The organism is Bradyrhizobium sp. SUTN9-2 (assembly GCF_003122645.1).
Taxonomy (GTDB): Bacteria; Pseudomonadota; Alphaproteobacteria; order Rhizobiales; family Xanthobacteraceae; genus Bradyrhizobium; species Bradyrhizobium yuanmingense.
In genome coordinates this window covers 550,708-563,594 of sequence record NZ_LAXE01000001.1, presented here as the reverse complement: position 1 = coordinate 563,594, position 12,887 = coordinate 550,708, and the positions used below count along the sequence as shown (strand labels likewise).

The 12,887-nt window shown below is 64.6% G+C and carries 15 protein-coding genes; 4 read left to right on the top strand and 11 right to left on the bottom strand.

Features of this window, described 5'->3' with window-relative positions:
• Window positions 1-115: 115 nt before the first annotated feature.
• The 3 genes from XF30_RS02635 to XF30_RS02625 form a co-directional block, all read right to left on the bottom strand.
• On the bottom strand, window positions 116-901 hold the full coding sequence (locus XF30_RS02635; RefSeq protein WP_036040796.1) for a glycosyltransferase family 32 protein: 786 nt from the start codon (window positions 899-901) through the stop codon (window positions 116-118).
• Window positions 902-980: 79 nt separating this feature from the next.
• Complete coding sequence (gene leuD, locus XF30_RS02630; RefSeq protein WP_057026583.1) at window positions 981-1,586, bottom strand: 3-isopropylmalate dehydratase small subunit; 606 nt, start codon at window positions 1,584-1,586, stop codon at window positions 981-983.
• 170 nt (window positions 1,587-1,756) lie between these two features.
• Entirely contained in the window at window positions 1,757-2,155 is a 399-nt protein-coding gene (locus XF30_RS02625) for a metallopeptidase family protein (protein ID WP_109141840.1), read from the bottom strand.
• 156 nt (window positions 2,156-2,311) lie between these two features.
• Here XF30_RS02625 and XF30_RS02620 point away from each other — a divergent pair, with 156 nt between their 5' ends.
• Together XF30_RS02620 and XF30_RS02610 are read left to right on the top strand one after the other, a co-directional pair.
• Window positions 2,312-2,587: a hypothetical protein gene (locus tag XF30_RS02620; protein WP_036008907.1), complete on the top strand. Its 276-nt coding sequence runs from the start codon at window positions 2,312-2,314 to the stop codon at window positions 2,585-2,587.
• Window positions 2,588-3,062: 475 nt separating this feature from the next.
• On the top strand, window positions 3,063-3,599 hold the full coding sequence (locus tag XF30_RS02610) for a hypothetical protein (protein ID WP_109141838.1): 537 nt from the start codon (window positions 3,063-3,065) through the stop codon (window positions 3,597-3,599).
• 118 nt (window positions 3,600-3,717) lie between these two features.
• On the opposite strand, the gene leuC is transcribed toward XF30_RS02610, so the two are convergent.
• From leuC to ffh, 6 genes are all read right to left on the bottom strand, one after another.
• The gene (gene leuC, locus XF30_RS02605; RefSeq protein ID WP_036024581.1) at window positions 3,718-5,124 is read right to left on the bottom strand and encodes a 3-isopropylmalate dehydratase large subunit; all 1,407 of its coding nucleotides are present in this window, start codon (window positions 5,122-5,124) and stop codon (window positions 3,718-3,720) included.
• A 444-nt stretch (window positions 5,125-5,568) separates the two neighbouring features.
• The gene (gene rplS / locus XF30_RS02600) at window positions 5,569-5,949 is read right to left on the bottom strand and encodes a 50S ribosomal protein L19 (RefSeq protein WP_036008895.1); all 381 of its coding nucleotides are present in this window, start codon (window positions 5,947-5,949) and stop codon (window positions 5,569-5,571) included.
• Window positions 5,950-6,059: 110 nt separating this feature from the next.
• Entirely contained in the window at window positions 6,060-6,815 is a 756-nt protein-coding gene (trmD, locus tag XF30_RS02595) for a tRNA (guanosine(37)-N1)-methyltransferase TrmD (protein WP_109141837.1), read from the bottom strand.
• 117 nt (window positions 6,816-6,932) lie between these two features.
• Entirely contained in the window at window positions 6,933-7,490 is a 558-nt protein-coding gene (gene rimM, locus XF30_RS02590; RefSeq protein ID WP_109141836.1) for a ribosome maturation factor RimM, read from the bottom strand.
• A 9-nt stretch (window positions 7,491-7,499) separates the two neighbouring features.
• The gene (gene rpsP / locus XF30_RS02585; RefSeq protein ID WP_025032875.1) at window positions 7,500-7,832 is read right to left on the bottom strand and encodes a 30S ribosomal protein S16; all 333 of its coding nucleotides are present in this window, start codon (window positions 7,830-7,832) and stop codon (window positions 7,500-7,502) included.
• Window positions 7,833-7,933: 101 nt separating this feature from the next.
• Window positions 7,934-9,484, bottom strand: coding sequence for a signal recognition particle protein (gene ffh / locus XF30_RS02580; RefSeq protein WP_109141835.1), 1,551 nt, complete (start codon window positions 9,482-9,484; stop codon window positions 7,934-7,936).
• Window positions 9,485-9,937: 453 nt separating this feature from the next.
• Here ffh and XF30_RS02575 point away from each other — a divergent pair, with 453 nt between their 5' ends.
• Window positions 9,938-11,002, top strand: a complete 1,065-nt coding sequence (locus XF30_RS02575) for an MBL fold metallo-hydrolase (protein ID WP_192893018.1) — start codon at window positions 9,938-9,940, stop codon at window positions 11,000-11,002.
• An 89-nt stretch (window positions 11,003-11,091) separates the two neighbouring features.
• The gene (locus tag XF30_RS02570; RefSeq protein WP_244608863.1) at window positions 11,092-11,589 is read left to right on the top strand and encodes a hypothetical protein; all 498 of its coding nucleotides are present in this window, start codon (window positions 11,092-11,094) and stop codon (window positions 11,587-11,589) included.
• An 89-nt stretch (window positions 11,590-11,678) separates the two neighbouring features.
• Here the strand turns inward: XF30_RS02570 and XF30_RS02565 are convergent, their stop codons facing one another.
• A complete protein-coding gene (locus XF30_RS02565) occupies window positions 11,679-12,383 on the bottom strand; it encodes an SIMPL domain-containing protein (RefSeq protein ID WP_192893017.1) in 705 nt (234 codons plus the stop codon).
• 5 nt (window positions 12,384-12,388) lie between these two features.
• Window positions 12,389-12,887 (bottom strand): GyrI-like domain-containing protein (locus tag XF30_RS02560; RefSeq protein WP_244608862.1); only part of this gene is annotated, 499 nt, incomplete at its 5' end.

Here is a 12,887-nt window from a genome sequence, read left to right as displayed (position 1 = left end):
GCGCCGAAGGCGCGGGTGAGGGCTCTTTCCTCTGGGGGATTGTCCCATTGCGGAGATACCCTCTCCCCGACCCTCTCCCGCAAGCGGGAGAGGGAGCGCACCTCCTGCGCAGCAGCTACCTGAATCTCTCCGCCGCCCACGCATACAGGCTGCCGGGAATCGGCTTCTCGCCGCCGCGTCCCTTCGGCGAGATGTGCAGGCCGATGATGGCGGGGTCGGTGACCAGGCCAAGATAGCTCGAGGGATCGAAGAACAGCTTTGGCTCGGCATGCACGGCGTAGAACGATTGCTTCGGCAATGCGTTCTGCAGCTCGCCGGCACGGCGCGCGAGCGCGGTGAGCGCCGCGGGCCCGTAGATCGCGACGCGAATATCGGCGAGCCGGTTCGAGCCGCCGCGCAGGCGGCGCATCATGAAGGTGATGCGATGGCGCACGGACAGCCAGTTCGGCGTCAGCTCCTCCTGCTCCATCAGCTCTTCGAAGGCGGCAACGATGCCGTGCGCGGGCGGCAGATAAAGCACGGAATTGCCGAGCTGGCGCGGCCGCTCCCAGGCGAAGTAGGGTTTTGCCGGATCGATCTCGACCGGCCTCAACAGCAGCACGTCGGCATCCAGCCAGAGGCCGAGGCCCTTCGCCATCAGCTTCATGCGGAAGAAGTCGCTGAATTGCAGAATGGTCCAGTCGCGCCAGCTGCCGTCCGGCTGCGGCGGCCGCAGGCGTTCGGAGAACGCATGCGGCAGGATCGCCTCGGCCTCGGCATTCGCGACGCCGGCCGGCAATCCGGGAATAGTGTCGAAGCTGTAGACCGTGACCTTGTGCCCGGCAGCCAATTGCGAGCGCAGACAGGTCTGGCGCAGCGCATCCATCGGGCCATGCCAGAAGGTGACGATCTCGGGCAGCATGCGGGAAGTCATAAGGGATAATCAGAACAAAGAAAAAGCCCCGGCGCTTGCGGCACCGGGGCTCAACAAAAACTTGCGATCAGGCCCAGGCGCGTTCGCGCTTGAGCTTGTCCTCGTAGGAGTCGATCGAGGCCTTCTTCTCCATGGTGAGGCCGATGTCGTCGAGGCCGTTGATCAGGCAGTGCTTGCGGAACGGGTCGATCTCGAACTTGACCTTGCCGCCGTCGGGGCCGCGGATCTCCTGGTTCGGCAGGTCGATCGTCAGCGTCGCATTGGCGCCGCGCTCGGCGTCGTCGAACAGCTTGTCGAGGTCCTCTTGGGTGACGCGGATGGGCAGAATGCCGTTCTTGAAGCAATTGTTGTAGAAGATGTCGCCGAACGAGGTCGAGATCACGCAGCGGATGCCGAAGTCGAGCAGCGCCCAGGGCGCGTGCTCGCGGCTCGAGCCGCAGCCGAAATTGTCGCCGGCGACCAGCACCTTCGCGTTGCGATAGGCCGGCTGGTTGAGCACGAAGTCCGGATTCTCGCTGCCGTCGTCCTTGTAGCGCTGCTCGGAGAAGAGCCCCTTGCCAAGGCCGGTGCGCTTGATGGTCTTGAGGTACTGCTTCGGAATGATCATGTCGGTGTCGACATTGATGATCTTCAGCGGCGCCGCGACGCCTTCCAGCGTGGTGAACTTGTCCATGGTTGCGCTTTCCCGCACGTGGTTCAGGGAACCGGCTATTTATCGCGATCAGGCCGGAAATCCTAGGCCGAATTCGGCAGGGCTAGTCTGCCGTAGGGGGTTTGAAGCCGAACTGGCGCGGCATCGGGATTTCACCTCTCCCCGGTGGGAAGAGGTGGACCGAGAGCGTCCTACTCCGCCTTAGCCTCAATCGCGGCCATATCATCGTCCGACAGACCAAAATGGTGGCCGATCTCGTGGATCAGGACATGGCGGACGATGTGGCCGAGGCTTTCGTCGTGCTCGGCCCAATAATCCAGGATCGGGCGGCGGTAGAGCCAGACCATGTTGGGCAGCCGTGCCACGTCGCCAAAGCTCTGCTGGGGCAGGCCGACGCCCTGGAACAGGCCGAGCAGGTCGAACTCGCTCTCGCATTCCATCTCGTTCAGGACCTCCTCGGTCGGGAAGTCGTCGACGCGGACGATCACGCCCGCGCAAAGCTTGCGAAATTCCGCCGGCAGGCGCTCGAACACGTCGTGAGCCATCGCTTCCATTTCGGCGAGCGAAGGGGCTTTCAATTCCGTCCACATGAGCACCTCTTAGCGCGGGTTTCCCGCTGATGCATCTGGCTTTATAAGCGCGGCGAGGTTGACGGGCGCCGCCAAAACGGGGAGCGTGGGTCGTCAACGGGACGGTTCAGGGTGGGCGGAAAAATGCGAACGAAAACAGCGCTGACTCTACTGTGCATGGGGTTGTTTTCGCAGTTTTGCGTCGGCGCCGAGGCGCAGGCCGCCAGTTCCGAAATCCGGATGGCCCAACTGGTCTCGCCGGACGATGTCCCCCCGCCGCGCAAGCGGCCGCGCCTGCGCATCACGCCCTATTACAGCCCGGACGGCGTCTATCCCCGCTACAATCCCGGCCCCGACGCGGTCCGGGTCTGCAACGCCACCTATGTGCAGGAGTACCGGCCGAGCGGCACGGTGATCGTGCCGCGCGTGAGCTGCTACTGGCGTCGGGGCTGACTTCGCGGCGACCTCGTGAGGGTGTGATGGTGAGATGGATCGCATGGGCCTTTGCCGTCGCGCTGGCCACTGGGCTGCCTCGCGCGTCCTCCGCGCCAAGGGCGACGGTCCCGGAGGCATCGGCGGGAATCGCGGTTTTCGATGTGCGACGACACGCGCGAACCTATGACATCGCACGGCCTGCCATACGCCGCGATCCGCGCTACTACGCGCGGCCTGTCTACTATCGTCCCTATCCCTACGGCGTGCCGGCACCTTTTGTGTTCACCTACGGCCCCTTCTGGTAAGGCGCCGCTTTGGCGGCCGGCTTTGCGATCACGCGAGGCATGGGGTCGCATCGCGGCGCCGCGCCTTGTTCATTCATGGCGCGTTCACATCGCTGTCCGCAACTTAAATCCCTGGAGCGATAGCAATTGAACGGCCATGGCGCGGCGGAGACGTCGCAGCTCTGCTGTCCGGATTCAGGGAGGATTCCATGCTGAGGATGTTGGGCCGCCGGGTCGGCTCGGTGCGCTTGCTCGGGCTTGCGGCCGCCGCGACGCTGATGCTGTCGGCCGGCAGCGTGCGCCGCGCTGAAGCGCTCACCTTGATCAATCCGGCGACGTCGCCGATGACGAAGGCCGCGACCGACGATCTCGTCACGCAGGTTCGCCGTGGCGGGCACGGCGGACATGGCGGCGGGCATTTTCACGGCGGCGGTTTTCGCGGCGGCGGGCATATCGGCCGCGGTTTCCACGGCGGTGGCTTCCGCGCCGCGCCGGCCTTTCACCACAGACATGTGGGTATCCATCGCCATGGCGGCTTTCGCCACGGCGGATATGGCGGGGTCCACCGGCACTGGGGCCATCACCGCCCCCATTTCCGGCATCGTCACTTCTACCGGCCCTATTATGTCGGCGGCTACTATCCTTCCTACTCTTATCCGCGCCGCTGCCGGATCATCTGGACCTATTACGGCCCGCGCCGCGTCTGCCACTGGCCGCGGTGGCACTATCCGTACCGCTATTGGTGACGTGAGTGAGTGCCGTCATTTTGGCCATGACGTGTCCTCGCGAAACCGTCGCGAGGACATCGTCGGCGCCGTCGACTAACGACGCTTTGCCGCGATTGCTACAATTGCAGGGACCAGCTTAGCGCCAGTCCCTGACGTCGACGAAGTGGCCCGCGATCGCCGCCGCTGCCGCCATCGCCGGCGACACCAGATGGGTGCGGCCCTTAAAACCCTGGCGGCCTTCGAAATTGCGGTTCGAGGTCGAGGCGCAGCGCTCTTCCGGCTTCAGCTTGTCCGGGTTCATGGCAAGGCACATCGAGCAGCCCGGCTCGCGCCATTCGAAGCCGGCCTTGATGAAGATCTTGTCGAGACCCTCGGCTTCGGCTTGCTCCTTCACGATGCCGGAGCCCGGCACGACCATGGCATTGACGTTCGCCGACACGGTCTTGCCTTCGGCGATCTTCGCCGCGGCCCGCAGGTCCTCGATGCGGCCGTTGGTGCAGGAGCCGATGAAGACGCGGTCGAGCTTGATGTCGGTGATCTTCGTGCCCGCCGTCAGGCCCATATATTTCAGCGCGCGATGCTTGGAGATGCGCTTGGCCTCGTCGGCGATTTTATCAGGATCGGGCACGATACCGGTGACAGAAATCACGTCTTCAGGCGAGGTGCCCCAGGTCACGATCGGCGGCAGCTTTGCCGCATCGAGGCGCAGCTCGTGGTCGAAATGCGCGCCATCATCGGAGCGCAACTTCTCCCAGTAGCGCATCGCCGCGTCCCAGGCCGCGCCCTTCGGAGCCTTCGGACGATCACGCAGGAAGTCGAACGCCTTCTGGTCGGGCGCGACCAGGCCAGCGCGCGCGCCGCCTTCGATCGACATGTTGCAGACCGTCATGCGGCCTTCCATCGAGAGCGCGCGGATCGCTTCGCCGGCATATTCCAGCACGTAGCCGGTGCCGCCGGCGGTGCCGATCTCGCCGATGATGGCCAGGATGATGTCCTTGCCCGTCACGCCATCCGGCAATTTGCCGTCGACGGTGACGCGCATGTTCTTGGCCTTCTTCTGGATCAGCGTCTGCGTCGCCAGCACGTGCTCGACCTCGCTGGTGCCGATGCCGTGCGCGAGCGCGCCGAACGCGCCATGCGTCGAGGTGTGGCTGTCACCGCAGACGATGGTGGTGCCGGGCAGCGTAAAGCCCTGCTCGGGGCCGATGACGTGGACGATGCCCTGACGCTTGTCGAACTCGTTGTAATATTCGATGCCGAATTCCTTGGCGTTCTCGGCCAGCGCCTTGATCTGCTCGATGCTTTCAGGGTCGGGATTCGGCTTGGTGCGGTCGGTGGTCGGCACGTTGTGGTCGACGACGGCGAGCGTCTTCTCGGGCGCATGGACCTTGCGCCCCGTGGCGCGCAGGCCTTCGAACGCCTGCGGCGAGGTCACTTCGTGCACCAGATGGCGGTCGATATAGAGCAGGCAGGTGCCGTCCTCGGCTTCGTGCACCAGATGGTCGTTCCAGATCTTGTCGTACAGGGTGGTCGGCTTGGACATGAGCTTGAGCTCCGAAGAATGTGTGTCAGCGATGAGCGCGGCAGAGCGCGCGGGCAACAAAATCGTCAGCGCAGCCTTCAGGCTGCGCGGCTAAGCTCTGACGTTGCCGAGGTCGCGAAGCGTCCGAAGAACCGGCCAGGCAGCCGCGAGCGATCGTCGATGACGATGCGCTGGATGGGGGCGAAGCTGGTCAGATCTGGAAACATTCTAGAAGCTATATAGCACGCGGAAGCTAAAGCGCGAGAGTTTCAACTCCTCATTGCGAGCCACCGGGTCCGCGCGTAGCGCGGCCCGATGACAGGCTCCGTGAAGCAATCCAGAAATGCATCCGCGGAGACAGTCTGGATTACTCGTCGCAAGGGCTCCTCGCAATGACAGCAGAGCCAACAAAAAAGCGCGGAGCCGAGCCCCGCGCTTTCGAAAGACCTGCCTGGTGGCGAAAGCTTACTCGCCGACGGCAGCAGCGCGGTCCTGCTTCTCGACGATGCGGGCCGACTTGCCGCGAAGATTGCGGAGATAATAGAGCTTGGCGCGACGCACCTTGCCGCGGCGCACCACCTTGATCGAGTCGATCATCGGGGAGAGCAGCGGGAACACGCGCTCGACGCCCTCGCCATAGGAGATCTTGCGCACGGTGAAGCTCTCGTTGAGGCCACCGCCGGAACGGCCGATGCAAACGCCCTCATAGGCCTGCACGCGGGTGCGGTCGCCTTCGACGACCTTCACGTTGACGATCACGGTGTCGCCGGGGGCGAATTCCGGGATGTCCTTGCCGGCGGACAGCTTGTCGAATTGCTCCTGCTCGAGCTGCTTGATCAGGTTCATGGGTAAATCTCCATCGGCGCGCCCAGCCCTGGAAACGGGGGGCTGCGCAAAATTCGTCTATCCAGCCATTGCGGATTTGGCCGCTCCTATAAGGCAAGCCGGAGCGTTTGTCACCCGTCTGTCTTGGTTTTTGGCGTTTTTTGGCCGCTCCCCCGATTCGCGGCCTTTTCCCACAAATCCGGGCGCCGGGCGGCTGTCAGGGCCTCGGATTTGGCCCGGCGCCAGGCGGCCACCTTGGCGTGGTCGCCGGAGGTGAGGACAGCAGGGATCGGAACCCCCTCGAACAGCTGCGGGCGGGTGTATTGGGGGTACTCCAGCAGGCCGTCCGAAAAGCTTTCCTCGGTTCCGGAGGCTTCCTTGCCCATCACCCCCGGCAGCAGCCGGACACAGGCATCGATCAGGGCTAAAGCTGCGATTTCGCCCCCGGACAGCACGTAATCGCCGATCGAGACCTCCTCCAGGCCGCGGCCGTCGATCACCCGCTGGTCGATCCCCTCGAAGCGCCCGCAGACGATCAGGGGGCCGGGGCCTTCGGCGAGCTCGACCACCCGGGCCTGGGTCAATGGCCGACCCCGGGGGCTCATGAGCAGGCGGGGCCGCGCTTTTGACGGGTCTTGCCCGATTTCGGCAGCATCGATCGCCGCGGCCAGAACGTCCGCCCGAAGCACCATGCCCGGCCCGCCGCCGGCCGGGGTGTCGTCGACGCTGCGGTGGCGGTCGGTCGCGGACGCCCGGATGTCGCGAGCCTCGATCTGCCAGAGCCCGGACGCGAGCGCCCGGCCGGCGAGGCTCACGCCGAGCGGCCCCGGAAACATCTCCGGAAACAGCGTCAGCACCGTCGCGCGCCAGGGTGAGGGATTGGTCATTGCATCCTAGTCTCGTCGTCCCGGGGCGCGCAAAGCGCGAGCCCGGGACCCATAACCACCGCAGCCCGTTTTGCGATGGCTGGAGCGATCAGCTTAGCGAAAAATTCCGGCCTGTGGTTATGGGTCCCGGCCTTCGCCGGGACGACTAGCGGAAGAAGCTTCGTCACGATCCTCCCCCTCGATCTCCTGCGGCAACGCGATCACGACGCGGCCGCCTCTGAGGTCGACTTCCGGCACCACCGCGTTGGAGAACGGCAGCAGCATCGTCGGGCCCTTGAGCGGCGCGATCTCGATGATGTCGCCGGCGCCGAAATTATGGATCGCGAGCACGCGGCCGAGCGCATCGCCACCAGTTGTGACGGCGGCGAGCCCGATCAGATCGGTGTGGTAATATTCGTCCTCGTCCGTCGCGGGCAGTTTTTCGCGCGCGACGTAGAGCTCGATGCCGTTGAGGCGCTCGGCCTCATCGCGGGTCACGACACCCTTGAATGTCGCGACCAGATGATCTTTGGCCTCGCGCACCTGCGCGATTTCGAACTGGCGCCTGCCGTCCTTGGTCGACAGCGGACCGTAGCGGCGGACGGCAAAGGGATCCTCGGTGAAGGTCCACAGCTTGACCGCACCGCGCACACCATGCGCGGCGCCGATCCGCGCGACGCAGACCAGCGCCGACATGATCCGGCCTTACGCCTTGGCGGCGGCTTCGGCCTGCGCCTTGCGCTCCTTGCGCGGCACGGCCTTCTCAGGGTTGTTGCGCGCTTCGCGCTTCTTGACGCCGGCGGCATCGAGGAAACGCGCGACGCGGTCCGACGGCTGCGCGCCCTTGGCGAGCCAGGCCTTCACCTTGTCCATGTCGAGCTTGAGGCGGGTCTCGTTGTCCTTCGGCAGCAGCGGATTGAAATGGCCGAGACGCTCGATGAAGCGGCCATCGCGCGGAAAGCGCGAATCGGCGACGACGACGTGATAGACGGGACGCTTCTTGGTGCCTGCACGGGCGAGGCGGATAACGACGGACATTCAGTTCTCCTTGAAAGTGTGGTTTTGCAAAGTACGTTTTGTTCGGTCGATTGGTATTCCGCGTCGCCTGAGATGCTGATGATCCCCGTGCGACGAATTCCTCATTTCTTCTTGCCGGGGAAACCGCCGAGGCCCGGCAGCGTCGGCTTGCCGCTCAGCCCGGTTAGTCCCGGAAGGTTCGGTAGGCCTTGGCGAAGACCGGGCGGCAGATCCTTCGGCAGATTCGGCAGGCCTTGTCCGCCGCCCGCGCCTTGCATCTTCTCCTGCAGCGCCTTCATCTCTTCGGGCGAGGGCATCTTCATGCCGCCGCCAAAACCCATCGCCTGTGCGATGCCGGCGAGCGGGCCGCGCTTGCCCGATCCCATGGCCTTCATCACGTCGGCCATGTTCCGGTGCATCTTCAGCAGCTTGTTGACGTGCTCGACGCTCTGGCCGCTGCCGGCCGCGATGCGCTTCTTGCGGCTGGCCTTCAAGAGGTCCGGATGACGCCGCTCCTCGCGCGTCATGGAATCGATGATCGCGACCTGGCGCTTCAGGATCTTGTCGTCGATGCCGGCGGCCGCGATCTGGTTCTTCATCTTGGAGATGCCGGGCATCATGCCCATCAGCCCGCTGATGCCGCCCATGTTGGCCATCTGCAGCAGCTGCTCGCGCATGTCGTTGAGGTCGAACTGACCCTTGCGCATGCGCTCGGCGGTGCGTGCGGCCTTCTCGGCGTCGATATTGGCGGCGGCGCGCTCGACCAGCGACACCACGTCGCCCATGCCGAGGATGCGGCCGGCGATACGATCCGGGTGGAAGTCTTCTAGCGCGTCGGTCTTTTCGCCGGTGCCGATCAGCTTGATCGGCTTGCCGGTGACGGCGCGCATCGACAGCGCGGCGCCGCCGCGGCCGTCGCCGTCAACGCGTGTGAGCACGATGCCGGTGAGGCCGACGCGCTGATCGAACGAGCGCGCCAGGTTCACGGCGTCCTGGCCGGTGAGCGAATCCGCAACCAGCAGCACTTCATGCGGATTGGCCGCGGCTTTGATCGCGGCCGCCTCTGCCATCATCTCTTCGTCGAGCGTGGTGCGGCCGGCGGTGTCGAGCAGCACGATGTCGTAGCCGCCGAGCTTGCCGGCTTCCAGCGCGCGTTTGGCGATCTGCGGCGGCTGCTGGCCGGCAACGATTGGCAAAGTGGGAATGTCGAGGTCGCGGCCGAGCACGGCCAGCTGCTCCATCGCCGCCGGACGGTAGACGTCGAGCGAGGCCATCAAGACCTTGCGCTTGTCGCGCTGGACCAGGCGGCGGGCGAGCTTGGCGGTGGTGGTGGTCTTACCGGAGCCCTGCAGGCCGACCATCATGATCGGCACCGGCGGCACGGAATTGACGTCGATGGTCTGGCCTTCGGCGCCCAGCGTGTTGACCAGCTCGTCATGGACGATCTTGACCACCATCTGGCCGGGCGTGACCGACTTGACGACGGTGGCGCCGATCGCCTGCTCGCGGACGCGCTCGGTGAAGCTGCGGACCACTTCGAGCGCGACGTCGGCCTCCAGCAGCGCGCGGCGCACCTCGCGCATCGCCGCGTCGACGTCCTTTTCGGTCAGCGCACCGCGCCCCGTCAGACGATCGAGAATGCCACCAAGCCGTTCCGACAGATTGTCGAACAATGCCGTTGTCCTGTTGCTGTCTTCCCGATGGGAAGAGCGCTCCGTAACTCACCGCTGTCATGCCCCGCGAAGGCGGGGCATCCAGTACGCCGCAGCACCTCAGTTCAAGCCGAGCCGCCTCTGGGATACTGGATCGCCCGATCAAGTCGGGCGATGACACCTTCCTGGATAAGCATCTTCCAAACACCTTTGCGCCCGAGGGCGCACAGCGCTGTCGGGCGTTGACCTCCGGCCTCAAGGCCGGTCGGCGGGTCGAAAAGAAAGCCTTTCCGAGAAAGTGGCCGGGTTAAACGCCGCTCCCGCTCAAAAGTCAAGGAAACTTAGGGTGTCGGCCCGCCCTCGGTAGGCCAAGGTTTTGAAAACGTGATCCTTTTGTCGCAGGTTCCTTTTCCGCCAGCCCCGCCCATATAGGCGGTGATGTCTTACCCCTCCAACCATCCCTAGAAGCCCGCCGTGCCGATCACCCGCCGCCGCCTTTTCGGACTATTCGCCGGAACCGGTGCGCTGGTCGGCGTCCCCTCCCTCTGGATGTCCAGCATGAAAACCTATGACGGCCCCGCCTCCGATCATTTCGACGGCCTGACTTTCTTCGATCCGGATGGGGCGCCGCCGAAATCGCTGCGCGAGGTGCTGCGCTGGCAGCTCGGCGGCAAGCGGCAGCGCGCGACCTGGCCGGATTGGGCGCCCAGCCCACACGCCGACACCCCGCCGGCGCGTGTCGACGGCGACAAGGTGCGGCTCTCCTTCGTCGGTCATGCCAGCTGGCTGATCCAGGCCGGCGGCCTCAACATCCTCATCGATCCGGTCTGGTCGGAGCGGGTCTCGCCGGTCGCCTTCGCCGGGCCGAAGCGGCACAACGACCCCGGCATCGCCTTCGAGAAGCTGCCGAAGATCGACGTCGTGCTGGTCTCGCACGGCCATTACGACCATCTCGACATCGCGACGCTGTCGCGGCTCACCAAGAATTTCGCCCCGCGCGTGGTCACCCCGCTCGGCAACGACGTCACCATGCGCAGCTGGGATCCCGGCATCAAGGTGGAGGCGTTCGACTGGCATGATCGCGTCGAACTCGGCGAAGGCGTCGCGGTGCATCTGGTGCCGACAAGGCACTGGACCGCGCGCGGCCTGTTCGACCGCAACAAGGCGCTGTGGGCGAGCTTTGTCCTGGAGACGCCGGCCGGGAAGATTTACGTGGTCTGCGATTCCGGCTACGGCGATGGCCGCCATTTCCGCCGCGTCGCCGAGAAGCACGGCAAGCTGCGCCTCGCCATCCTCCCGATCGGCGCCTACGAGCCGCGCTGGTTCATGCGCGACCAGCACATGAACCCCGAAGATGCGGTGAAGGCGCTGGCCGATTGCGGCGCCGAGCAAGCGCTCGGGCATCACCACGGCACGTTCCAACTGACGGACGAAGCGATCGACGCGCCGGCGACAGCGCTGGTCGAGGCGCTGGATGCCGCGAAGATTCCGCAGGAAAGATTCGTGGCAATGCTGCCGGGGCAGGTGGTGGAGATTTAGGTCGTGTATCCATAAACCCGGCGGCTTGATGCGACGAAAGCAATGTCCGCTTTGCTCCCATTGCGGCAGGTGCGTGCGGTTCTGCGCCGTTGAACCAGAAAGCCTATGACGCAACAAAGCACCATGGATTTCTTTTGGTCGGAAGACCTTTATTAATCGATGGATGGAGCCGGCCTGTGGGATTTTTGCTGAGAATTGTGCTTGCAACCGCTCTCGTGAACCTTGCTCCGGCCGTCGCCCAGGCGAAGAACGCCGTCGCATCTCCTGCCTTGCAGAAGGAATTCGATGGCTTCATCGAGAAGTTTCGCGCGGCGCTGAAGGCAAACGATTCCGCCGCCGTCGCCGGTATGACACGATTGCCGTTCATGAACGACAACGCAATTCGCGACGCCGCGCAATTTGGCGCCAAGACCTATCGGACCTCGTTCACGGCGAAAAATCGCGCGTGTATCCAGCGCGGCAAGGCCGTCTACGATCGCGATGACTATAAGAACGACAGTTACTTCGTCTTCTGCGGCGAGCTCATCTTCGTCTTTACCAAGACGCCGACGGGGTTTCTTTTTACTGATATCAGCGTGAATGATTGATCGGGCAACAATGCCATCCCCTGCCGCCGGACGTATGATCGGGTCGCCGGCCCATTGGTGTTGCGGCGATGCGCCTCTTACGAAAGAGGCTACTGCCCCTGCTTGATCGCCCAGCTCACATTCACCGTCACCGTCAGCGTCTCCTCGCCGGGCGCGACGGCGGCCTGTGGGGCCGCGGCCATCCGTTCGGCCATGCGGCCCTTGAACAGCGGCACCGGGCCGCCGCCCTCGGTGACGCTGAGCGGCGCGCCCAGCGTCACACCGGCAGCCTTCGCGTAAATCTCCGCCTTGCGCCGCGCGTCGGCCACCGCCTGCTCGCGCGCATCATCGAGCAGCTTTGACGCCTGCGTCACCTCGAAGGAGATGTTGCCGATGTCGTTGGCGCCGGCGCTGACCAGAGTGTCGATGATGCCGGCCACCTTGGTCACGTCGCGGATCTTGACGGTAACGCGGTTGCTGGCGCGGAAGCCGACGACCGGGGATGCGCCGGTGGATTTGTTCTGGCCGTATTGCGGCTGCAGCGACAGCCGCGAGGTCTGGTAATCCTTCTCGGCGATTCCTGTGCCCTTCAGCGCCAGCAGCACCTTGCCCATCGCGGCGTTGTTGGCATCGGAGGCCTCTTTCGCTGTCTTGGCGTCGTTGGCGACGCCGGCATCGATTTGCGCGAGATCGGGCGCCGCGGACACGGAGGCTTCGCCGCTCACCGAGATCGCGGAGGGAAAATCCTCGGCGCGCGCGGGCGCGGCGAGCAGTGTGGTGGCGAGGACGGCGGCAAGTAGGGCAGGCTTTTTCATCAGTCTCACTTCAGTGGCACGAAAACATTGATCACGAGCTTGTCCTCGGACGTCTTTAGGGGATCGGTGAGGTACTCCTCGATGAAGGTGTCCTTGGCTTCCAGCCTCTTGTCGTCGAGGTGATTGGTGATCGCCTCATACGTATTGTCCATGTTGTCGTAGGAGCCGCGATGGACGAATTTCAGCGCCTTGCCTTCAGGCGATTTGCCGATGCTCATGTCCTTGGACAGGTTCTTCGGGTCCTGATCGACCGGGATCTCGGCAAGGAAGGTGAAGCCGGTATCGTCCGTCGAGGTGTAGACGATCATCGAATTGCCCGATGGCTTGATGCCCTGCTTGTCGAGCAGCGTGTTCAGCGCCTTGAAGGCGTCGATCAGCGTGTCGAAGGCGGAGTCCCAATTGGCGGTGCCCTTGACCATCACGACCTTCTTCGGCTCGAGCGTGGTCTCGAGGCCAAAGGGATCGGCGGTCTGAACCGGGGCGGGGACGCGGCGGCGGCCGGGG

What these genes read in the sequence shown, in the direction of transcription:
- XF30_RS02635 (WP_036040796.1), bottom strand. Translation starts at nt 901, where the DNA reads ATGCTGCCCGAGATCGTCACCTTCTGGCATGGCCCGATGGATGCGCTG.
- leuD (WP_057026583.1), bottom strand. Translation starts at nt 1,586, where the DNA reads ATGGACAAGTTCACCACGCTGGAAGGCGTCGCGGCGCCGCTGAAGATC.
- XF30_RS02625 (WP_109141840.1), bottom strand. Translation starts at nt 2,155, where the DNA reads ATGTGGACGGAATTGAAAGCCCCTTCGCTCGCCGAAATGGAAGCGATG.
- XF30_RS02620 (WP_036008907.1), top strand. Translation starts at nt 2,312, where the DNA reads ATGGGGTTGTTTTCGCAGTTTTGCGTCGGCGCCGAGGCGCAGGCCGCC.
- XF30_RS02610 (WP_109141838.1), top strand. Translation starts at nt 3,063, where the DNA reads ATGCTGAGGATGTTGGGCCGCCGGGTCGGCTCGGTGCGCTTGCTCGGG.
- leuC (WP_036024581.1), bottom strand. Translation starts at nt 5,124, where the DNA reads ATGTCCAAGCCGACCACCCTGTACGACAAGATCTGGAACGACCATCTG.
- rplS (WP_036008895.1), bottom strand. Translation starts at nt 5,949, where the DNA reads ATGAACCTGATCAAGCAGCTCGAGCAGGAGCAATTCGACAAGCTGTCC.
- trmD (WP_109141837.1), bottom strand. Translation starts at nt 6,815, where the DNA reads ATGACCAATCCCTCACCCTGGCGCGCGACGGTGCTGACGCTGTTTCCG.
- rimM (WP_109141836.1), bottom strand. Translation starts at nt 7,490, where the DNA reads ATGTCGGCGCTGGTCTGCGTCGCGCGGATCGGCGCCGCGCATGGTGTG.
- rpsP (WP_025032875.1), bottom strand. Translation starts at nt 7,832, where the DNA reads ATGTCCGTCGTTATCCGCCTCGCCCGTGCAGGCACCAAGAAGCGTCCC.
- XF30_RS02565 (WP_192893017.1), bottom strand. Translation starts at nt 12,383, where the DNA reads ATGAAAAAGCCTGCCCTACTTGCCGCCGTCCTCGCCACCACACTGCTC.